18 protein-coding genes are annotated in these 21,335 nt (G+C 62.6%); 8 read left to right on the forward strand and 10 right to left on the reverse strand.

What is annotated here, in order from left to right; translation table 11 throughout:
* Positions 1-8: 8 nt before the first annotated feature.
* Positions 9-4,862, reverse strand: coding sequence for a malto-oligosyltrehalose synthase (locus tag RE429_RS07795; RefSeq protein WP_414473743.1), 4,854 nt, complete (start codon positions 4,860-4,862; stop codon positions 9-11).
* Positions 4,859-6,676 (reverse strand): malto-oligosyltrehalose trehalohydrolase, encoded by a 1,818-nt coding sequence (treZ, locus tag RE429_RS07800; protein ID WP_414473744.1) that lies wholly within the window; start codon positions 6,674-6,676, stop codon positions 4,859-4,861. Before treZ ends, RE429_RS07795 begins: the two co-directional genes overlap by 4 nt.
* 268 nt (positions 6,677-6,944) lie before the next feature.
* Here treZ and glgA point away from each other — a divergent pair, with 268 nt between their 5' ends.
* Together glgA and RE429_RS07810 are read left to right on the forward strand one after the other, a co-directional pair.
* Entirely contained in the window at positions 6,945-8,474 is a 1,530-nt protein-coding gene (gene glgA / locus RE429_RS07805; RefSeq protein WP_414473745.1) for a glycogen synthase GlgA, read from the forward strand.
* Positions 8,475-8,790: 316 nt separating this feature from the next.
* Positions 8,791-9,516, forward strand: a complete 726-nt coding sequence (locus RE429_RS07810) for a LuxR C-terminal-related transcriptional regulator (RefSeq protein ID WP_414473746.1) — start codon at positions 8,791-8,793, stop codon at positions 9,514-9,516.
* A gap of 172 nt (positions 9,517-9,688) precedes the next feature.
* On the opposite strand, the gene RE429_RS07815 is transcribed toward RE429_RS07810, so the two are convergent.
* Positions 9,689-11,113, reverse strand: coding sequence for a protein adenylyltransferase SelO (locus RE429_RS07815; protein ID WP_414473747.1), 1,425 nt, complete (start codon positions 11,111-11,113; stop codon positions 9,689-9,691).
* A gap of 129 nt (positions 11,114-11,242) precedes the next feature.
* Here RE429_RS07815 and RE429_RS07820 point away from each other — a divergent pair, with 129 nt between their 5' ends.
* The 5 genes from RE429_RS07820 to RE429_RS07840 all read left to right on the forward strand — a co-directional run bounded on the left by RE429_RS07820 (position 11,243) and on the right by RE429_RS07840 (position 14,371).
* The gene (locus tag RE429_RS07820) at positions 11,243-11,443 is read left to right on the forward strand and encodes a hypothetical protein (protein WP_414473748.1); all 201 of its coding nucleotides are present in this window, start codon (positions 11,243-11,245) and stop codon (positions 11,441-11,443) included.
* A 9-nt stretch (positions 11,444-11,452) separates the two neighbouring features.
* Complete coding sequence (locus RE429_RS07825) at positions 11,453-11,650, forward strand: hypothetical protein (protein ID WP_414473749.1); 198 nt, start codon at positions 11,453-11,455, stop codon at positions 11,648-11,650.
* A 186-nt stretch (positions 11,651-11,836) separates the two neighbouring features.
* Positions 11,837-12,211, forward strand: a complete 375-nt coding sequence (locus RE429_RS07830; protein WP_414473750.1) for a hypothetical protein — start codon at positions 11,837-11,839, stop codon at positions 12,209-12,211.
* A 211-nt stretch (positions 12,212-12,422) separates the two neighbouring features.
* Positions 12,423-12,650 carry a hypothetical protein gene (locus tag RE429_RS07835; RefSeq protein WP_414473751.1) on the forward strand — a complete coding sequence of 76 codons (228 nt, stop codon included), beginning with the start codon at positions 12,423-12,425 and terminating at the stop codon, positions 12,648-12,650.
* A 233-nt stretch (positions 12,651-12,883) separates the two neighbouring features.
* The gene (locus RE429_RS07840) at positions 12,884-14,371 is read left to right on the forward strand and encodes a diguanylate cyclase domain-containing protein (protein ID WP_414473752.1); all 1,488 of its coding nucleotides are present in this window, start codon (positions 12,884-12,886) and stop codon (positions 14,369-14,371) included.
* A gap of 14 nt (positions 14,372-14,385) precedes the next feature.
* Here the strand turns inward: RE429_RS07840 and greA are convergent, their stop codons facing one another.
* From greA to RE429_RS07875, 7 genes are all read right to left on the reverse strand, one after another.
* On the reverse strand, positions 14,386-14,853 hold the full coding sequence (greA, locus tag RE429_RS07845; RefSeq protein WP_414473753.1) for a transcription elongation factor GreA: 468 nt from the start codon (positions 14,851-14,853) through the stop codon (positions 14,386-14,388).
* Positions 14,854-14,916: 63 nt separating this feature from the next.
* On the reverse strand, positions 14,917-16,035 hold the full coding sequence (locus RE429_RS07850; protein WP_414473754.1) for a branched-chain amino acid ABC transporter permease: 1,119 nt from the start codon (positions 16,033-16,035) through the stop codon (positions 14,917-14,919).
* Complete coding sequence (locus tag RE429_RS07855) at positions 16,032-17,057, reverse strand: branched-chain amino acid ABC transporter permease (protein WP_414473755.1); 1,026 nt, start codon at positions 17,055-17,057, stop codon at positions 16,032-16,034. The genes RE429_RS07850 and RE429_RS07855 overlap by 4 nt, the downstream gene beginning before the upstream one ends.
* Positions 17,054-17,779: an ABC transporter ATP-binding protein gene (locus tag RE429_RS07860; RefSeq protein WP_414473756.1), complete on the reverse strand. Its 726-nt coding sequence runs from the start codon at positions 17,777-17,779 to the stop codon at positions 17,054-17,056. Before RE429_RS07860 ends, RE429_RS07855 begins: the two co-directional genes overlap by 4 nt.
* Complete coding sequence (locus RE429_RS07865) at positions 17,772-18,551, reverse strand: ABC transporter ATP-binding protein (RefSeq protein ID WP_414473757.1); 780 nt, start codon at positions 18,549-18,551, stop codon at positions 17,772-17,774. Before RE429_RS07865 ends, RE429_RS07860 begins: the two co-directional genes overlap by 8 nt.
* Before the next feature lie 6 nt (positions 18,552-18,557).
* The gene (locus RE429_RS07870; RefSeq protein ID WP_414473758.1) at positions 18,558-19,748 is read right to left on the reverse strand and encodes a substrate-binding domain-containing protein; all 1,191 of its coding nucleotides are present in this window, start codon (positions 19,746-19,748) and stop codon (positions 18,558-18,560) included.
* Between the two features lie 101 nt (positions 19,749-19,849).
* Positions 19,850-20,737, reverse strand: coding sequence for a DMT family transporter (locus RE429_RS07875; RefSeq protein WP_414473759.1), 888 nt, complete (start codon positions 20,735-20,737; stop codon positions 19,850-19,852).
* Between the two features lie 128 nt (positions 20,738-20,865).
* On the opposite strand from RE429_RS07875, the gene RE429_RS07880 reads away from it, so the two are divergent.
* Entirely contained in the window at positions 20,866-21,321 is a 456-nt protein-coding gene (locus tag RE429_RS07880; protein WP_414473760.1) for a PaaI family thioesterase, read from the forward strand.
* Positions 21,322-21,335 lie beyond the last annotated feature (14 nt).

The following is a 21,335-nucleotide window of genomic DNA, read 5'->3' on the forward strand; positions in this document are numbered from 1 at the left end:
CGACCAGATCAAGGTCGGTTCGGCTTGAGGACGGCGAAAGGAAAGGGAGAGAGGATCCTGCTCAAAGCCTGTCCATTATTCCTGATCTCGATGGTCTCGTCTGTTAGGACGTTGCGCCAATGTCCCTCCGGCAGAGCTGCGCTTGTGCCTTCCCAGGCTGCGCGGTCGAACCGAAGGCTGTCCACGCTTGCGAGCCGACCCCAGAGACGCGGGACGATCACGGCAGCCCTGTCCGTCCCATGCCGCCTCTGGAAGGCGATCAGTTGGGACGCTCGTTCGCCTTCGACCGGCAGGGGAGAGTAATCGCCATTGCCGTAGAGGGCAGGGGCCTCGCGGCGCTCCTGCAGGAGGCGCCTGAGGACATGCTGTTTGATGTGGCCGTCCCGCCATCGCGCCAGGAGAGCGTCCGGAGGAGCCGTTTCGTCGAGTGCTTTCGCTCGAATGGCGTAATCCACAGGGCGCCGGTTATCGGGATCGACGAGGGAAAAATCCCAGAACTCCGTACCCTGATAAATGTCGGGTATGCCCGGCAACGTCATCTTCAGAATGGACCGGGACAATCCGTTGAGCATGCCGAGCACCGAGAGGCGCTGCGCAAGCGGACGAAGCCGCGCGAGAATGGCGTTCCTTGGGTCGAGCACCGCCTGCAGAAGGGCATGCGCGGCCCTCTCGTAGGGCTCGTTCGGGGCGACCCAATGGGTCTGGCGCTTGGCCTCGCGAAGCGCTTTCGTGACATAGCCCTGCATCCGTTCGTGAAATGAGCTCAGGTGAACGTCGTCGTCCGCGTCCAGAAGCTCGAGCGGCCATGCGCCGAGGAGAGCCTGAAGCAGGATGACCTGATCGTTGGCGTCCGGTGCTGTCGCTCCGTTCACGTCCGAGAGATAGGGCGCGATGAGATCGCGCCACAACCCGACGGTGCGCTCCCATTCTTCCGGCATCTCGGAGAGTGCGATCAAGCGTGCCCGGGCGTCCTCGCCCCGCTTCGTATCGTGCGTGGCGGTTCCGACCATGGAGTGCGGCCAGTTCAGTGCTCTGTCGGCATTTGCCTCGTGGAAAGCCTTCGGCGTGATGCCGAAATGTCCGGGGTCGCCGCCGACCTCGTTCAGGGCGATCAGCCGGCCGTAGCGGTAGAACAGCGTGTCCTCCAGGCTCTTGGCCATGACAGGTCCGGTCAACTGCTGGAAGCGCCGGCGGAAGCGGCGAATGTCTTCAGGATTTGCCGCTTCCGCTTCGCCGAGGAGGGAGGCCGCTAGGACATGATGCACGCTCCGATCGGGCAGCACGCTGGATCGTTGGGCTGTCCCGACGGTGCTCTCGATCAGGCGAACATCGGCAGGTTCAGGTTCGCCCTCCTTGAGATAACTCCGGTAGACCGGGAATGCGGCGATGATCTCCGCCAGGGCCTGGCGCAGCGCATGAACCGTGTAATCACGCGTGCGGCGGCTGGAATCGGCGATCCTCTTGGCGTCCGAAACCAGGGCTTCGAGCTCGCTTGCGAAATTCGTCCGCGTGATGGCGAGTTTCGCCTGTTTCAGCATCTCGTCGTAGTCCTCCGAGAGGCCCGAGGCCTCCCGGTAGATGCGTTCGAAAGCCTCGCCCAACCGGTGATCGACGAGGACGCCGTCGATCAGATTGAGCACATCGTATCCGGTCGTTCCGGCGACCGGCCAGGGGCGGAGCTTTTCGCCGGGTTCGAGAATCTTCTCGACGACCACATAGAAGCCTGGGCCGACCTTGCGCTGCAGGGCATGGGCATAGCCCTCCGGATCCGCGAGGCCGTCGATATGATCGATCCTCAGGCCGTGAACACGGTCCTCGTTCACCAGCCGGGTGACGAGATCATGGGTGCGCTCGAAGACGTCGGGCATTTCGGCGCGCACGCCTGCGAGGCTGTTGATGTCGAAGAAGCGCCGGTAATTGATGTCGCTCGATGCGACCTGCCAATAGGCCAGGCGGTAGGCCTGGGCTTCGAGCAGGCGATGAAGCGCGTTGAAGCTTTCAGGAACATCCTTCGCGCCGTTGATGATCGTCACGGCATGATCGATGGCTTTCCGGATTGCCGGCCGGGAGGCTGACATCGCCGCCAGGCGTCCCTTCAGCTGCTCGCCTTGCTCGATCACGCGAGAAGCCGGTTCCGACGAAGACGCCTCTCCCATGGCGCGCATCTGCTCCGTCAGCGTGAGGAGCTCGCGAGCCTCCGCGTCGTTGCCGAATTCCGCCACGGCAAGGTCGAGGACCATGGGATAGGCGATCGGACAGACCGGGACGCGATGCTCCCAGTGCCAGACGCTGAAACGTCCCTTCTCCGCATCGAATTTCAGGTGAATCTGTCCGCTCTCCAGCGCCTCGCCATAGAGGCTGCCGAGAACGGGAACGATGAGCTTGCCTTTCGCCGCGGGGCGCTCCCAATCGATGTCGAACGTGCTCGCAAACGGCGACAGACGTCCCCATTCCAGCACGGAGAGCCACCACTCGTTCGCCTCGCCGCCGACACCCATATGGTTGGGGACGATATCGAGAAGGAGCCTCACGCCGTGAGCGGTCAAGGAATCCGACAGCCGCCGGAATCCGTCCTCGCCGCCAAGCTCCGGATTGATCGCGGAATGGTCTACGATATCGTAGCCGTGGGTAGAGCCGGAACTCGCCGTTTGAATGGGAGACGAATAGACGTGGCTGATGCCGAGGTTCGCCAGGTACGGCACGATCTGGACCGCGTCGTCAAAGGTGAAATCCTTATGAAACTGCAGACGGTAGGTCGCCCGGGGCGGAGGCGAGGCGAGGCCGTTTGCGGGGCCTCGTGCACTTCGGCCTTCTTCCTCCAGGGCAACGGACAGCTTCGCGAGCAGTCCGCCGGGGGCCGTGACGGACCGGATGGAGTTGGAAAGGCGCCTGCGCCAGTTCGGATGGCCTGCCTCCCTGCCTGGCATGTTGGGTTGGTTCAACTCACCGGATGCGTCTTCGATCTGCAGCGCCGTGAGAGCGCAAGCCGTTCGGGCGAGATAACGCACGGCCTCCTCCAGGGGCGGCCGGCTCGGCGCATCGGGTGTGGGAAGCAGATCCTCCTCGGCGAGGGCCTTCGCGAAGTTCCGCTTGTCGGCGTCCCGCACCGCATGCTCCTTGGCTGCGGTCTGCGGGTCGAAGATGCCGAGCGTCTCGCGGAGATCGATATCGAGACCCTGCCACCATCCTCTGAATGTCGGAAGGTCGTGGGTCGTGAGCACGGAGAGTGCGGAGCGAGGATACTCGCTCGGCCTTTTGAAAGCGGAACCCTCGCGCTCGAAGGGCAGAACACGGTAGCTGAGCACGCCGGATGCCATGATCGCATCCGAGAAGCCTTCCGGCGCGGTCCCGAGATCTTCCGCGATCACCAGGCACCTGGCACGGTGGCTTTCAACCCGCAGAACCGCCAGCATGGCCTCGAACGGATAGTCGACATAAGCTCCTTGCGACGCCGGCGCACCCGCCGGAATGAGGAAAAGGCGCTGCAGCTGGAAGGCGTGGTCGATCCGGATCGCTCCGGCATGCCGCATATTCGCGGCGACCAGATCGCGGAAGGCCCCTAGGCCTTGCTCTTCCAGGGTCAGCGGATTGAACGGCGGCAGGCCCCAGTTCTGCCCCTGAGGACCCAGCGGATCCGGAGGGGCGCCGATGGAAAGCCCGGAGGCAAATCGCTCAGGGGCTGCCCAGATTTCCGATCCGCCTCCATCGGCTCCGACGGCGAGATCGCGGTAGAGGCCAATGGCCAGGCCGGCCGCGCGCGCTCGCTCCGCGGCATCGGCCAATTGGCGATCCGCAAGCCATTGCAGCCAGACATGGAAGGCGATGCTCTCGCGATGCTCCGAGCGAAAGCGCTCGACCTCCGCAGAGTGCACGTCCCGATAGGTCTCAGGCCAGTCGCCGACCCATGCACATCCCCGCTCGAGCAGATGTTCCGAGAGCGCCTCGAACGTGGCATGCGCCTCGAGACCCGGTCCGCCGTCCCGGCGGAAGGCTTCGAAGGCCGTCTGGTCGCCACTCCGCCTGAAATGCAGCCACAGGGCATCGAGGACGGAACGCTTGATGGACCATGCGGCGCGATAATCGATGAGCTGGGCCTCACGCAGGCGCGACAGATGCTCCTGGACTTCAGGGCTGTCGAAAATCCGCTCGGCCCCGCTCTCGGCAAAGCCTTCGACGGCGGCCGGATCGATATAAAGGGCTTCCAGGAACAATCGTGAGGACGGCGAATAGGGAGAGATCTTCGTGCGATCCGTGGAGAAGAGAGCGTGGACCGGGCTGAGGCCCAGAAAGGACGCTCCCCAGGGACCCAGATTCTCCGCCAGAAGGGCCACGTCGGCGTATCCGCCCACACCGAGGTCATGATCGGAGCGCAGGGAGTAGATCTGCGCTACGGCTCCCCAAAGGCGCTTGTCGTCCTTGAGGGCCTCAGGATGCCAGCAACGGTCGGGCGCCGCGATCAGGGTCGCTTCGAATTCGCCGAGCTGAAGACGATGGTAGCCCATGGGCAGGCCGGGGAGTTTGAGCGTCGAATCTCCTTGCGTGATCTTCCCCTGATGGATCGTCCCGCTCTCCTCGACGAGTGTCCAGCGGACCTGATCGGTCTTCGCGCGCAACGGGATCCGGAGCGGGCGGTCCGAAAAGACCGGAATGACGGCCGGGAGAGGCGCGCCCTTCAGCCTTTCCAGTCTCGCGAGACCGTCCTGCATCTCCTTTTCCGTCGCAACAGGAAGCCCAAGGGCTTCCAGAATGGCGTTTCGGGTCTCCGGGCTGGTCCCGATACGTCGCCCGAATGCATCCGTATAGTCCGGCGACAGGCCGATCAGTCCGGCCATGCGCCTGAGGACGGCATCGCGATCGCTCATGCGGATGCCTCTTTCACGATGATGCCCCTCCATGGTGCGAGTTGAACGACCCCGGAAGTTGCTTCGCTATCCGCGTTCGACCATAGAATGCGGGCATCGTGTCCGATCTCGACGTCGGCGGGACGTTCTCCGAAATTCGCCCGGACGCGCAGGATCCCGGTTTCGAACGTCCAGGAAAGTTCGAGGATAGCGTCCTGCGAGACGATATGGCGCGAACCTCGGAATTCGCTTCCGATCATGGGCAGGATCTCGTCTCTTCGGAGTTCGAGCAGGTGTTGAGTTTCCAGCAGGGCTTCGCGGTGCGGGGAGCGATCCGTCTCTGTCCAGTCGATCTTGGATCGCTGGAATGTCGCCTCGTCCGTCGGGTCGGGGATGCGCCGTGCGGTTTCGGGATCGGCGAAAGCCTTGAAGTGCCTGAACTCTCCCCGGCGGCCATCGCGCACGGCCTTGGCAAGTTCAGGCTCGGCCTCGAAGTCGACGAAAAACTGGAACGGCGATGAAGCCGACCATTCCTCTCCCATGAAGAGGAGAGGGATATGAGGCGAAAGCAGGAAAATGGCCTGGGCCAGCTTGAGCCGGTCGGGCGGAACGAGATGCGCGAGGCGCTCCCCGAACGCCCTGTTGCCGACCTGATCGTGGTTCTGGAGGAAGGATACGAAGGCGGTTGGCGGCAAGTGCGCGGACGGTTCTCCGCGGACCACGCCGGGCCGGTGCGCCGACGGTTCGCCTTGATAGGCGAAGCCCTCGGCAAGCGCCCGGCCGAGGCGCTGCAAGGGTTGGTCCGCATAATCCTCATAATACCCTTCCGCCTCGCCGGTCAGCAGAGCATGCCATGAATTGTGGGTGTCGTCGGCCCATTGCGCCGAGTAGAGGCGAGGCCGCCGGTCGGACCCGCGTGAAAGCCAGCGGGCCTGATTGGCTTCGTTTTCAAGGACGAGATGGATTTCACGATTCGGGAAGGTTCGACGGATGCGTGTTGCAAGCTCTTCAAGGAAATGCGGCATACTCTCATCGACGATGGCGTGAACGGCATCGAAGCGCAGCCCGTCGAAGTGATATTCCTCCAGCCAGTAGAGAGCATTGTGAACGAAGAAGTCACGCACGATGCGGCTTCCCTCGCCATCCACGTTGATGCCGGCTCCCCACGGAGTCGGATGCCTGTCGGTGAAAAAGGATTCCGCATAGGCGTGGAGATAATTTCCGGAAGGACCGAAATGGTTGTAGACCACGTCGAGGAACATCATCAGGCCGAGGCCATGCGCATGATCGACCAGACGCTTCAGATCGTCCGGGCTGCCATAGGCGGAGTCCGGAGCAAAGGGTAGCACGCCGTCATACCCCCAGTTTCTGCGTCCGGGAAATTCCGCAATCGGCATCAGCTCTATCGCCGTAATGCCGAGATGTCGCAGACATTCGAGCTTGCTCATCAAGCCGGCAAAGGTTCCTTCCGGGCTCGCCGTGCCCACATGCACCTCATAGAGAACGGTTTCCTCCCAAGGGCGCCCCGTCCAGGACGAATCCGACCAGCGATAGGATCGCGGGTCCACGACGAGGCTCAGGCCATGGACGTCGTCCGGCTGGAAGCGGGATGCCGGGTCCGGCACGATGAGATCGCCGTCGATTCTATAACCGTAGCGGCTGCCGCTCCCGGCCTTCGACGTAAGCCGGTACCAGCCATCGTCCGACCGGCCGATGACGTGATCTTCCCCGTCGAGCACCAGCCTGACCTCATGGGCCGTGGGAGCCCAGAGTGCAAAGCGTACGCCGCCGTCCACATTCTCGGCTCCGAAAGGCATCCGATGGATCCGCCGCATGAGGTCTCCGAAGGTTTGGGCACTTGCGAACGAGCTTCGCTGTGCAATGTTCCCAGGCGTTGCGAAATTGATTGCCGCGCTTGCGATCTGTCGCTGCCGCCCCTCCAGCCCTCGATGGGAGAACGCTCAAGCCCGAGCCCGATCTCGACGGTTCGGAGTAGTTAGGAATAACCGGGATTTTTTGCGGAACTTTCGGCCGGGAGGCGCGTTAGAAGCCCGACCTGCTTTGGGCGCGGGAGGTCACTGGGGAACGCGCCTTCGTGACAACATGTTGGAAACACTTCACTCGAAAGCTGATGCAGCTTTCGCAACGACGGCGCGTGGCGGTCTGCATCATGATCATCGACGTTCCGTTTCATTAACCCGCAGGCAGTCAATTCTATTCGTAACATCCGAGATCGCCGATTACATCAAGGCGGGAGGGCTCGGGGAAGTATCGGCAGCCCTGCCCAGGGCGCTGAGGTCGCACTACGATGTTCGTATCCTGATCCCGGGCTATCGGCAGGTCCTCTCTCAGATCGGAGCAATCGAGGAGATCGCGCAGCTTCCTCCTTCCTTCGGGATTCCGGCCTGCGGGCTTGGCAGGGGCATGACGAAGGACGGGCTGACGGTTTATGTCCTCCTGTGCCCGGAGCTGTACGACAGGGACGGTTCGCCTTATGTCGATTCGCTCGGCGTGGATTGGAGCGACAATGACATTCGCTTCGCACGCCTTGGTTTAGCCGCTGCCGATATTGCTTGCGGCAAGGGTGACCCTCTGTGGCGTGCGGATCTGCTTCATCTCAACGATTGGCCGTCAGGCCTTGCCGCCGCCTATCTCACCTGGCGCGGTCAGCATGTCCCGACCATTCTGACCATTCATAACCTGGCTTACCAGGGAATCTTCGCCCGCGATCGGTTACCGGCCCTCGGTATCCCTGACGCCGCCTTTCACATCAATGGCGTCGAATTCCACGGCAAGATGTCCTTTCTGAAGGCGGGAATTTTCTATGCGTCGCACATCACGACCGTAAGCTCGACTTATGCAAGGGAGATTACGCAGCCCGAACATGGCTGCGGGCTCGATGGCCTCCTAAGAACCCGTGCGTGGCAAGGGCGCCTTGACGGCATCATCAACGGAATCGATCAAAGCTGGGATCCCAGCAAGGATCCCAATCTGGTCAGCCGCTTCTCCGCCGAAAACTGCAGAGGAAAGCGCGCCAACGCCGACAACGTGCGCAAGAACTTCGGTCTTGCCCTTTCCAGCGGGCCGCTCTTCGCGGTCGTATCGCGGCTCGTCCATCAGAAGGGTGTCGATCTCGCCATTTCTGCCGCGGAAACGATCGTGTCCCAGGGTGGACAGATCGCCGTCATCGGGCAGGGAGAGCCTCGATTCGAAACCGAGCTTCGGGCTCTCGCGCAGCGCCATCCGGGATCGGTCGGCGTGAAGATCGGATATGATGAGGGCGATGCGCGCCGCACGTATGCGGGCAGCGACTTTCTTCTGATGCCCTCTCGTTTCGAACCGTGCGGCTTGAGCCAGATGTACGCACAGCGCTTTGGATCGCTGCCGATTGCCCATAGGACGGGCGGTCTGGCGGATACGATCGAAGATGGAGTCAACGGCTTCCTCTTCGGCGAACCATGCCTCTTGCGCTTCATGGATGCGATCAAGCGAGGACTTGAGACATTCCGGTCCCGTCCGCGACTGACGGCGATGCGGCGAGCCGCGATGAACAGACCGCATGGATGGGATCGCTCCGCGTCCAAGTACAAGGAAGTCTACGAGCGAGCATGCCGGACGGCGGCCTACGCATGAACCGCAATGGTCTCCGGTCGAATGAGGCGAGTGAGTCGGGGGCCTGCTCGCCTTCGCGATGAGGCTCGCTTCGATATCCTGAAGCCGGGACCCGGGGGATCGTGCGTGATGCCCTGAGGGTTCATGGGATGAGGCTCCTCTCGACACCGGTTGAAAAGGGCTATTCCAACGAAGGTCGATAGGCGCACAGGCGCCGACGGCGATATGATATATAATTGACTTCAACAATGCTGCGGCACGTTGTCGGTTTGTCCATTGGGAGTTGTATTTCCTCCTATCATTTCTTATGCGAGCCTCTGTTGGAAGAGGAAGAACAATGGGCACGCCTCCGCGCATAGGCTTAATCGTCGATGACGACGCATGCTACCGCATGGCCATGGGGGCCGTTCTCGAAAGGCAATTCAACTATTCGCAGTTCATCGAAGTCGATTCTCTGGATGCGGCTTTGGACCGGCTCGGGGAATGCGCGAATGTCGATCTGGCTTTGTTCGATCTGTCCGCGCCGGGGGTCAGGACGCCCTCCAACCTGCGCACGGTTCGGGAGTGTTTCCCGCAGACACGGGTTGCCGTCGTCTCTGCGTCCGACAATCGGCGCAATATTCTCCTTGCGCTTGAGGCCGGCGTGCACGGCTACCTGCTGAAGACGATGGGCGCCGCGGATATGGCGAACGCCCTTAAGATCATTCTGGATGGCGGCATCTACGTTCCGGCCAGTTTGGCTGATGTCTCATCGTTCCGGGACGAATTCCCGGACGCCGATCCGGAGCAGAAGGTCGACGGGGATGACGCCTCTGCACGGAGTTCCGAGACAGACATACCGGTCAGTCCCCTGACACCACGTCAGCAGAATGTGCTTGACTTGCTCGTCCAGGGAAAGACGAACAAGGAAATTGCGCTGGCTCTCGGACTGGGTGAGGGAACGGTAAAGATCCATATGGCGGCGATCTTCCGGTATTTCGGCGTCAACAACCGTGCCGCTGCGGCTGTCGCCGGCGCGCGCCCCTACCCGAATCGCAGGCGGAAACTGTTGAGCGGCGTATAGCTTGCGTTGAGTTCCGGCTCTGCCCGATCGAAGGCGCCGGTCCGAGAAAGGCTCTTGTTGTTTGAGAAAGACGCCTTTTCTTCGCAAAACCGGCATCCGCTTTTGCGGAAAAGGCTCTAGCGCATCGGACGTGAAAAGTGGACCCGGCTTTCGCTCCGAACGATGCGCCGCTCTATGCGTCGCTCTGGCCGTATGCCTCGGCCATTTGCCTGATGCCCGCGAGTTTTGAGCTGAAGGCCGACCAATCGTCCCGTTGTGCAATGGGCTCCCAAAGGGCCTCGACCTCGTCGATCAGCATCGTGCAGGGCGTCTCCCTCGCAAAATAGGCGTGGTCCAGCCCGGTCGCCGGGCGAGGTTGGAACTCCTCGACAGCCGTGCGGAACGGTTGAAACGCGGCGTCGGCGTAAAGCGAAGACGAGGGACTCCGCTCTGCGCGTTCGACGCTCGAGATGCCTCCGAACCAGTCGAAGAAGGTCTGCTCGAAGGGGGCCTTGGTACGGTGCAGGAATGTCCACAAGTGTCCTGCAAGGGAACCGTTCAGGTCGGGAGTGCGTGGCTGAAGACCCAAGCGGCGGAGGATCGCGCGTGCAAACTCATCGTGCAGAGCAGGCTCGAAGGCTCGCAGCGATGCTTCGAGCCTGCTCTGCCCCGCGATGGGAAGGAGGCACTCGGCAAGCCTGAACAGGTTCCAAAGAAGAGCATCGGGCTGACGTCCGAAAGCATAAAGCCCCGTCTCATCGAAATACGCGGCCGTGAAGGCAGGATCGTAGGTCGGCAGGAAGCGCCAGGGGCCGTAATCGAAACTCTCGCCCGTGACGTTGATATTGTCGGTATTGAGCACGCCATGCACGAAGCCGGCCGCCATCCATTGCGCGCCCATGCGCGCCACGCGCCGGGAGACTTCCTCGACGAAGGCGGCGGCGCGACCGGTCTCGTTGTCGCGCCAGATTTCAGGCATGTAGGTCGCGATCGTGTAGTCGAGGAGCCTGCTGATATTGCCGGTCTCGCCGAGATAGAGCAGGCGCTGAAACGTGCCGATGCGGATATGCGAATGGCTGAGACGCACCAGGACGGAAGACCGGCTCGGCGAAGGCTCGTCTCCTCGTTCCAGTTCTTCGCCGGTCTCGATCAGGCTGAAGGATTTGGACGTGTCGACCCCGAGCGCCTCCAGCATTTCCGTCGCCAGGATCTCCCTGACGCCGCCTTTGAGGGTCAGGCGTCCGTCGGCATGGCGCGACCAGGGTGTCTGCCCGCTGCCCTTCGTGCCGAGATCGAGCAGTTTTCCATCCTGCGTATCGTGGAGTTGCGCGAAAAGAAAACCACGCCCGTCGCCGAGGGAGGGATTGTAGGTTCGGAACTGGTGGCCGTGATAGCGGAGCGCGAGGGGCTCCTGAAAGCTGCCGGGAAGCGGGTCGAACCAGCCGAAGTGCCGCAGCCAGGCCTCGTCCGTCAGGCTCCCGAGACCGGTTCGCTCGGCCCATCGCTGATTCCGGTATCTGAGACGATGCATCGGGAAGCGGGCGGGTGCGACGACATCGTAAAAGTCCAGCCCGAGAGTCTGGTGACTGATCGACGGGCGGTACGCAGGCGAAGGCATCGGATCAGGTTCCATGTGTCCAGTTCAACTCGCTGCTGGTCGAGCCGTTCACGACGGCGACTTCGCTTCGCAATTCAATGTAACGGGCGCATCTAGGAAACAAAGCTGACATGTCATCGGTGAGTTGTAATGAAGTATATGAATATATCGCTCATCGACCATGCTGTGGAAAAATATTTTTCAGGTAAGACTTCGTTAAATCATGATCATTTTCCGCAACTTGATGCGGAAACTATGGATCGTTTCAGCTTTCCTAGGCTTTTAGCGCAGGTTGGGAGCTTGGCCGACGCACAGGCTGCTCCTATGATTCCTGCAGCGAAGCAGTCCTAGGAGAGATGAATGGTGCCCAAGGAATTGGTTGCCCTCTGTGGGCGTATTGCATTGGTCGTGCTCGTCTTCGCGTTCGTGGCAGGGATCATTGTGGGACCGCTGCTGCCGAAGTCCGGACTCCCTCATTCGGTCACGGCTGCGCAGGACCGTCCGGCTTCCGAACTGATCCGCGTCAAAGCCACTCCGGGTTCGGGAGGGCGGGGCTAAGGGTCTTTCAACGGCATCGGATGTGACATCGAACCCACATCCGATGCCCCAAAGTTTATGTTGCTGAGCATCTTCTCACGCAAAACCGGTCCTCATTTTTGCATTTGATGCTCTCGCTTCGGGAGACTATGGAAGTTGCCCCCGAGGCAGCGGCTTCGGTTGAGAGCTCTTTCGGAAACGCGCGCAATGAACGACGACGCCATCTTGCGGCAGGAAATCCGCGCTTCCTTGAGCGGAGCCCGCAGTCTGATCCGCTGCTATTCAGGGCTATATTCCGGCGAGGATCTTATCAGAGACGTGCTCAAAGCCTGTGAAGAAGTAGCGCAGACCTCCGCCTCGACGCCGCGCCTGCGAGAGGCCCGCCGGCTCGTCCAGGAGCGGTGCGCAAAGCTGGTGCGTGACGCGGATCGATTTTCCACGCGCGATCCTGCGACCATTGCGGCATCCCGGGCTCAAGCCTTCGCGTCGATCGATGCATTTCAGGACGCGCTGTTCGAGATGCGCCGGAATGAAGGAGCCGCTCCGCGGATCGGCGTCCTTCTGAGACGACGAAGCCTCTAGCGCGTCGTGCGAAAAAGCAGCTCCGGTTTCTCGCCGGAACGATGCGCTCACCTGAGAAGGGTGCGTCGGAGGGAATCCCAAAAGCGGATTCCACTTTTCACGTCCGGTGGTCCAAGGCCCGCGGTTCGATGCCCTCCTCGAGAGGCCGGCATGCGAACCTATCGGGCCGAACGGACTTATTCCTGAAGCGACGGACGAGAACGAGGAGCCCATGACTTCCGAGGAGATCAAGGAACTGAATGCGGCGCGCGAGAACCTGGTGAAGCGGCGCCGGGAAATGACCCGGCAGATCGCCGAGGCGCCGCTGCCTTCCGTCGAGATGGCGGAGGAGCTTTCAAAGATCCTGAACGCCATCGAGGCCCTGGACCGTGCTCTGAACGAGGCCGGGCACCCTTACATGAGCCAGTCCGTCGTGGATCAGATGCGCGGCGAAATCTGAGTGGACCCGAGGCGGTCCTCGGATCGCGGTTGAAAGCCCCTCCTGGTCTATCCGGAGAGGCTTTCCAGACCCGAGCCCGAGCCGGGCGCATTCCATGCATGAGGTTCATCGTGCGCAATTGCCACGCTCGCGACTTTCGCAGCATGGAAAGGGCCGGTTTTTGATGTTTTGATCTTGTATTACATCGCCGCTTCAGGGTGAATTGCCGGAGAAAGAATACCTGTAGGCCCTTCATGCCCCATTCCAACGCCCGTACCGTGGCGGCGTCTCATGCAGACAGCCAGCAGGACGATGCCCGTATGTTCGATCTGGCGCCGGTATCCCTCTGGCTGGAGGATTACAGCGGCGTCAAGCAGCTCCTCGAGGAGTGGCGAGGGGCCGGGGTCACCTCATTGCGGGAGTACCTGGAAGAGGATCTGGAGCGTGTCAGCGCCTGTTCGAGCCGGATCCGCGTCATCAAAGTCAACCGCAAGACGCTCAGCCTCTTCGAAGCCGGCAGCCTGACCGAGCTGATCGCCGGTCTCGACCGGATCTTCCGGGCCGATATGCTCAAGACGCATATCGACGAGCTGGTCCAGCTCTGGAATGGGGAACTCCAGTTCGGGAGCAATACCGTCAACTACACCCTGTCCGGAAAGCGGCTGGACATCCAGCTCAAAGGATCGGTCCTGCCGGGCCATGAAGAGCAGTGGGATCGTGTGCTCGTGGCGATCGAGGATGTCACCGAAAGGGAAACGGCCCGCCGCGAGCTGGCCGTCAGCGAGGCCTATGCGCGCGGCCTCTTCGAGCATTCCCCGGTGTCCCTGTGGGTCGAAGATTTCAGCGCCGTCAAGCAGTTGCTCGAGGACGTCCGGCGGCAAGGGATCAAGGATTTCCGGACTTTCACCGATGTGCACCCGGAGTTCATCGCCCGCTGCCTGAGCGAGATCCGGGTCATCGACGTGAACCGGCATACGCTCGAATTGTTCGGGGCCCCCGACAAGAAGACACTGCTCGCCAATCTCGGAGACGTCCTCCGCGAGGAGATGCAGGAGAGTTTCCGGGAGCAGCTCATCGATCTCTGGCATGGTAGGGTTTTCCAGCAGCGGGAGGTCGTGAACTATTCCCTCTCGGGGGACGAGCTTCATTTGCATCTGCAGTTCTCCGTTCTGCCCGGATACGAGGACGATTGGTCCCAGATCCAGGTCGCCCTCACGGATATCACCGCCCGCAAGCGCGCCGAGGCTTATCTGGAATATCTCGGGAAGCACGATGTTCTGACCAAGCTCTACAACCGGTCCTTCTATGTCGACGAGCTTAACCGGCTCGAGCGCAAGGGGCCGTTCCCGGTCACGGTGATCATCATCGACCTCAACGGTCTGAAGGCGGCGAACGATCAACTCGGACATGCCGCCGGCGACGCGTTGCTGCGCCGCGCGGGCGAGGTGCTGGGCAAAGCCGTGGACAGGCCCGCATGTGCGGCCCGCATCGGCGGCGACGAGTTCGCGCTGCTGCTGCCGGGAACGGAAGAGCGTGATGCCAAGCTTGTCCTGGAGAGCATCGAGAACCTGCTCGAGGTCAACAATCAGTTCTATACCGGTCTTCCGCTTCATTTCTCCATGGGCCTCGCCACCAGCGAGCAGGGTGAGCGGATGGAAGCCGTCGTCAAGCGCGCCGACCTGCGGATGTACGAGGCGAAGCGGGCCTATTACAAAGCCATGAAGGCGGAGGGCGAGGGCTGAGATCGGTGGTCTTCTCACTCCGTGATTTCGACGATCTCCGCTTTGGTCGATCCCACGGGGATGACGTCGCCGACTTCCTTGCCCATCAGCGCCTGAGCAAGAGGTGAGACATAGGAAATCGTCCCCTTGGCGGGGTCGGCTTCATCCTCTCCGACGATGCGATAGGTCTGACGGCGGCCGTCCTCGCGCTCAAAGGTGACCCGGGCGCCGAAGCGCACATGCGCCGTGTCGCGGGGATGCGGAATCACCTCGGCCGACACCCGCCGGGCCGACCAGTATCGAAGGTCGCGTGAAAGACGAGCCAACTCGGCCTTGTCGTCCGCAGCCTTCGCCTGCTCGAGACGCTGCTCGAGGGCGGCGATCTCCCCATCCATCTGGGCTAGTCCCGACGGAGTGACGAGATGATGGGGGCTCAAGGCCCGGTCCGGGAGATCCTCGAAGGCTTCCCCACCGTCAGTTTCACGAACAAAGGCACGGCTCATTGACGCTTCCTCCGCGCATTTGAAGAAAACGCATCAAACCCTCGAGGTTTCCCGGTTACGACTTTATTGCTCAGCCTGGCGCAGGCGTCCCACGATTCCACCCGGAAACGCATAGACGCTGATCACGAACAGCGCGCCGAGCCAGAGCAGCCACCGGTCGGGATGGATCAGGTTCGGCAGCACCGGTATGCCCGCAAGCGCCTTGTTGCCGGCGTCCATGAGGACCTGCAGGTAATTCTGGGCCAGAACGAAGAGAACCGCACCGATCACCGATCCATACATCGTTCCCATGCCGCCGATCACGACCATCAGCAGGATGTCGATCATGATGGAAAAGGAAAGCGTCGTGTCCGGTCCGTTGTATCGCAGCCATAGGGCCATGAGGGCGCCCGCGACCGTCGCCGCAAGGGCGGACACGACCGATGCCATCGTGCGGTATGCCACCACCCGGTATCCCAGAGCCTCGGCGCGGAACTCATTCTCGCGGATCGCCTGCAGCACGCGACCGAACGGCGAGTTCACGATGCGCAGGAGCAGCAGGAACATGAGAAGCGCAACGACGAACAGCATGTAATAGGCGACGAGGCGCCCATTGACCGGAACGCCCAGCACCGGCTCCGGCAGAAGCCGGAAGGCCGGACGCAGTTCATAGGGAAGCTGGAACGAAAGGCCGTCCTCCCCGCCCGTGATGGTGGATAGCTGCGAGGCGAGGACAGCCATGGCGGAGGCGACCGCCAGCGTGATCATGGAAAAGAAGATCGCACGCACGCGCAAGGACAGCAGACCGATCGCGACGGCCAGAAGAGCCGAGACGAGCAGCGCCGCGGCAAGACCGATCAAGACCGAGGTCCAGGTCGGCCCGAGCCGTTCCAGCGCGATGGCCATGCCGTAGCCTCCGATGCCGAAGAACATGGTGTGGGCGAAGGAGACGATCCCGGTATAGCCGAGCAGCAGATCGTAGCTCGCCACCAGGACGATGAAGACGCAGATCTTCGCGGCCGTGCTCAGGGGCTGGCTCCCGGAGAACAGGAACGGCGTCGCCGCAAGACCAAACAGGATCGCGAGGAGGACGAAGGTCAGCGCCTTCGAGCGCGGCGGATCCGAGGACAGGATCGCGCTGAAAAACCCGTCTCGCTTGCGGGCTCCGTCGAGAGGGAGGGGTTGGACAGGGGATGAGTTCATCGGCGCGCAACCGGAAAGAGGCCCTGCGGACGCCAGATCAGTACCAGAGCCATGACGAGGATATTGGAGATGAGGGCCAGCTTCGGTTCGAGGAAGCCGACGTAATTTGCAACCAGCGCCACCAGGATGGACCCGACGAAGCAGCCGCCCACGGAGCCGAGGCCGCCGATGATGATGACGATGAATACCAGCACCATCACGTCCATTCCCATCCCGGCGGTCAGCGTCTGCCGGTAGAAGGCCCACATCACGCCGCCGAGCCCCGCGAGGGCCGAGCCCGCCACGAAGACGCTGACGAACAGGCGGCGGATGCGGTAGCCGAGCGCCTCGACCATCTCCGGGTTCTCGACGCCGGCCCGGATGAGAAGGCCGAGGCGGGTGCGGTTCAGCAGAAGCTGCATGCCGACGAACACCGCGAGGCCGATGCCGACGGCCACGATGCGGTAGCGCTCCATCACGACCTCGCCGATCACGAAGGCGCCGCGCAGGGTTTGCGGCAGGGGAATGGGAATCGGCGAGGCGCCCCAGATGGCGTGGATCGCCTGCTCGGCCACGATCAGGCCGCCCATGGTGACGAGAATCTGCTTGAGATGGTTGCCGTAGACCGGGCGGACGATGACCCGTTCGAAGGCCATGCCGACGACGCCCGTGAGGCCCATGGCAACCAGGATGCAGAGCAGAAGAAGGGCGAGATTCAGCCAGAGAGAGTCGGCCTGGGCCCAGCCTGCGAGAGGGCCGAGGACGATGAGGCTGGCATAGGCGCCGAGCGAGATGAAGACCCCATGGCCGAAATTGATGATGTCCATGAGGCCGAACACCAGGGTGAGCCCCGATGCCATGAGGAAGATCATCATGCCCATGGCAAGGCCGGCCACCGTGAGCGTCACCCAGGCGGAGCCGCTTCCGACCAGGGGAAGAGCGGCGAGCGCGAGAGCCGGAACCAGAAGGAGCGGCAGCCAATCCGTCCGCGAGCGGGGGAGAGGATCATGGGACGCGGAGGCGCCGGCAGCCAGATCGGTCATTGGTGAGCATCCATGGAAAGGCCGAGCAGGCGCTGCTGCAGGTTCTTGTCCGTCACCAGATCGTTCATGGCGCCGGAATGCACGACGCGCCCGTCATCCATGACGACCACGCTGTCGCCGAGCGCCGATGCCGCATGAAAATTCTGCTCCACGAGCAGGATCGTTTCGCCGGCGGCCTTCAGGGCCCTGAAGGCTTCGATCATGCTGCGCACCATCACGGGGGCAAGTCCCTTGGTCGGCTCGTCGATGAGCAGAAGGCGGCGCGGTTCCGCGATGGCCCGGGCGATGGCGAGCATCTGCTTCTGCCCGCCCGACAGATTGCCCGCAGGCAGGTTCCAGAAGCGTTTCAGAGCCGGGAAGAGGCCGAGCATCCAGTCGAGGCGCGCGGGATCCACCGGGCCGCTGCGGGCGGCGAGAACGATGTTCTCCCGCACGGTGAGATCCGTGAAGATGCCCATCGATTCAGGAACATAGCCGATGCCCGCGCGCGCGATGTCGGGCGTGCTGTTTCTCGTGATGTCCCTGCCTTCGAAGCGGATCGTCCCGGACGAGGCCTGCCACAGGCCCATGATGGTCCGCAGGGTGGTCGTCTTGCCGGCACCGTTGCGGCCGAGCAGCATGGTCAGCTGACCTGCAGGGACCGCGAAGTCCACGCCGTGCAGGATGTGATAGGGGCCGATATGCGTATGGACCCCGGAGAGCTGCAGCAGGGGCTCAGGCATGGGCCGTCTCCACCCCGAGATAAGCCTCTTGGACCACCGGGGAGGCGATGACCTTTGCGGAATCTCCATCGGCCACGAGGGCGCCGTTGTGCAGCACGACGATCCGGTCCGCGAGCGAGCGGACCACGTCCATCTTGTGCTCCACGAGAAGCACCGTCGCCTCGCCCCGCTGCTTGATGTCCTGAATGAGCTCGAGCACGGTCGGCACCTCGTCGACGCTCATTCCCGCCGTCGGCTCGTCGAACATGAAGACCTTGGGCTCCATCGCGATCAGAAGCGCCACTTCGAGCTTGCGCTGATCGCCATGAGAGAGCGCCTTCGGGGCGATGTGGCGCTTGTCGCTCAGGCGGACCCGGTCGAGAATCTCCTCCGCCTTTCGCATGAGGTCACGGCGAGTGTTCCACACCGTCAGCAGCGACCATCCCGCCTCCGCGCGGCTTTGGACCGCCAGCCGCACGTTCTCCAGCGCCGACAGATCGGGAAAGAGATTGGTGAGCTGAAAGGCGCGGCCCAACCCGCGCTTGGCGCGGACGGACGGGGGGAGGGCCGTGATGTCCTCTCCCTCCACCAGAACCTGTCCCGATGTGGCGCGCAGTTGGCCGGATATCAGGTTGAAATAGGTGGTCTTGCCGGCTCCGTTCGGGCCGACGATGGCCGTGAGCGTTCCGGGAACGAACCGGCACGAGACGGCATCGACGGCCACATGGCCGCCGAAGCGGACGGTGAGCCCGCGCGTTTCGAGCGCGGGCGTTGCGGCTGCCGGGGACGTCACGTCTGATTAGCGCTTGTTGCGGACCGGAATCGGCATCTTGTCGGCCGGGATCGTGGCGACGAGGTCGAGCAGGTCGTTCGAATCCTTGCCGTTGGCCTTGACCTTGAAGTGATACATCTCCTGCTGGGCCTGATGGTCCTCCTTGCGGAAGGTCATGGCGCCCTTCGGGGTGTCGAAGCTCATGCCTTCCATGGCGGCGATCAGCTTCTCGGTGTCGGTGCCTCCGGCTTTCTGAATCGCCGTGACGACGGCGGACGCGGCCGCGAAACCGCCCGCGGTGAAGAAGTCCGGAGGCGCGTTGTAGCGCTTCTGATGCTCGGCCACGAGCCAGTCGTTCATGGCGTTCTTCGGGAAGTCCCAGTAATAATAGATCGCGCCTTCCATGCCGGGATAGTTCTTGTAGATCTGCATGGCGGGCAGAATGTTGCCGCCCGGTGCGATCTCGATGCCGAAGCGCTCAGGCTTCAGGTCCGCGATCTTCGGCAGGGGATGCTGGCCGGCCCAGATGATGTGGATGATCTTCTTGCCCGGCTTGTCCTTGAGGGCGTCGAAGATGCGCTGGGCCGAGGCCGTGAAGTCGGTGGCGTTCTGGGGAGCGTATTCCTCGAAGACGACCTTCGCATTCGGACGGATTTCCGAGAGCGCGCTCTTGAGGGCCGCGACGCCGTCGCGGCCAAAGGCATAGTCCTGAGCGAGGGTTGCGACGGAAACGTCGCCGGTCGCCGGGACGGCGGCCGCGTTGCCATAGGCGTCCTGCGTGGAGTTGCGGGCCGTGCGGAAGATGAAGCGGTTCCACTTCTCTCCGGTGATCGCATCGGCCACGGCGGGTTCGACGATCAGGATCTTGCCGTTTTCTTCCGCGACCGGCAGCATCGCGAGCGCCGCAGCGGACGAGGTGGTGCCGACGGCGATGTCGACATTGTCGTCGTTATAGGCCTGTTCCAGCAGGGTCTTCGCGATATCCGCCTTGAGCTGGTCGTCCTTGACGATCACGGAGATCTTGCGGCCGTTCAGCGCCATCGAGCCCTTGGTGAGGTACTCGAGGCCCATCATGAAACCGGCTTCCGTCTGCTTGGCGTAAGCTTCGAGCGGCCCGGTCTTGCCGGCAATCAAAGCGATCTTGATGTCTTGCGCGAAGGCGGCGGACGTAAACAGAATCCCTGCCGCAACGGCAGAAATGGTGAGCTTGAGACGCATCGGCTTCCCTCTGTGTTTTTATTACGGCATTGACGGTCGCATTGCCGGACCTGTCAAGTTCGTTCGCAGGGAAGTGCGCAGAGTGGCGATCAGTCTTTAGGTTAGGCTTCCGGAAGGACCGGGTTCCTGATGTCCTTGGCCTCGCGCCCGCGCCGGGCGGCTTCGCGTTCGAGAAGCAGCAGCGCCACGCCCGCCGTGCAGATGACGCCGGCGCCCACCAGAGTCCAGAATCCCACGATGTCCCCGAAGGCCAGATAGCCGAGCACGATGGCCCAGACGATGAGGGTGTACTGATAGGGCGCGACGACGGAGGCCGGTGCGATCTTCAGCGAGCGGTTGACGCAGGCATGACCGGCCATGGAGACGATGCCGAGCAGGAACAGGCCGGCAAGGTCGAGCCAGCCCGGCGCCACCCATGCGAACGGCGCCACGGCGATGCCGAAGATGACGTTGCCGAGCATCTGGCCCAGAACCAGCGTTCCGTCATCCGTGTCCCGCAGCTTCCGGGTCGTGATCATCAGGAGCGAGTAGAACATGCTGCCGGCCAGTGCGATGAGGGCCGGCCAGGAGACCGTGGCCGGTGACGGGCGAAGCGCGATCAGCACGCCGATGAAGCCCACGGCAATGGCGGCGATGCGCGGCTTGTCGATCCTCTCGCCCAGCAGGAACGCCGCGAAGGCCGCGACATAGATCGGACCGGCGAGGTAATAGGTCATCACGTCGGCGAGCGGCAGATAGGTGACGGCCCAATAGAAGCAGGAGACTTCGAGGGTCGAGAGCAGGATCCGGAAGGCATGGAGGCCCGGCTGCGGCGGAACCCTGATCGGGACGTTCTGCTGCCGCATGATCGGCAGCAGAACGGCCAGCGCCGCGAGGCCGCGCAGGAGCAGGATCTGCCCGACGGAATAGGTGGCGACGAGCCACTTGCCCATGACGTCGTTCATGGAGAACAGGAAGGTGCCGAGCAGCATCAGGCCGATGCCGATCATGGCACCCGAACGCACTCTCGGGGAGGGGGGCGAAGCGTGACTCATGGCCCCCACACATGATGGAATCACGTCTATTGCACAAGGGGGATGAAAGCTGTCCTAATGGGCGCGAGCAAGGAGATGCGACGATGAATGGCCCGGCACCGCAGGTCCCCGATTTCGAGGCACGGGTGCGCGCGAGTTTCGCGAAACAGGGCCTCATGCGGACGCTGGGGGCCTCCATCGCCCGGGTATCGTCCGGGGCGGTCGAGCTCGTTCTGCCGACGTCGCCCGCGGTGTCGCAGCAGCATGGCTTCACCCATGCGGGGGCGGTTGCGAGCATCGCGGATTCTGCGGCCGGTTATGCGGCGCTGACCCTGATGCCGCCCGGAGCGGGCGTCCTGACGGCCGAGTTCAAGATCAATCTTCTCGCGCCGGCTCTGGGAGAGCGCATCGTGGCGCGGGGCAAGGTCGTCAAGGCGGGCCGCACGCTGACCCTCGCGCAGACCGATGTCTTTGCCGAACGCGAGGGCCATGAAAAGCTCGTCGCCGTTCTGATGGCCACCCTCATGACGGTGGAGGGACGCTCCGGGGTGGATGACTAGACCATTGTTCGGCG

The organism is Microvirga sp. M2 (assembly GCF_047497095.1).
Classification (GTDB): Bacteria; Pseudomonadota; Alphaproteobacteria; order Rhizobiales; family Beijerinckiaceae; genus Microvirga.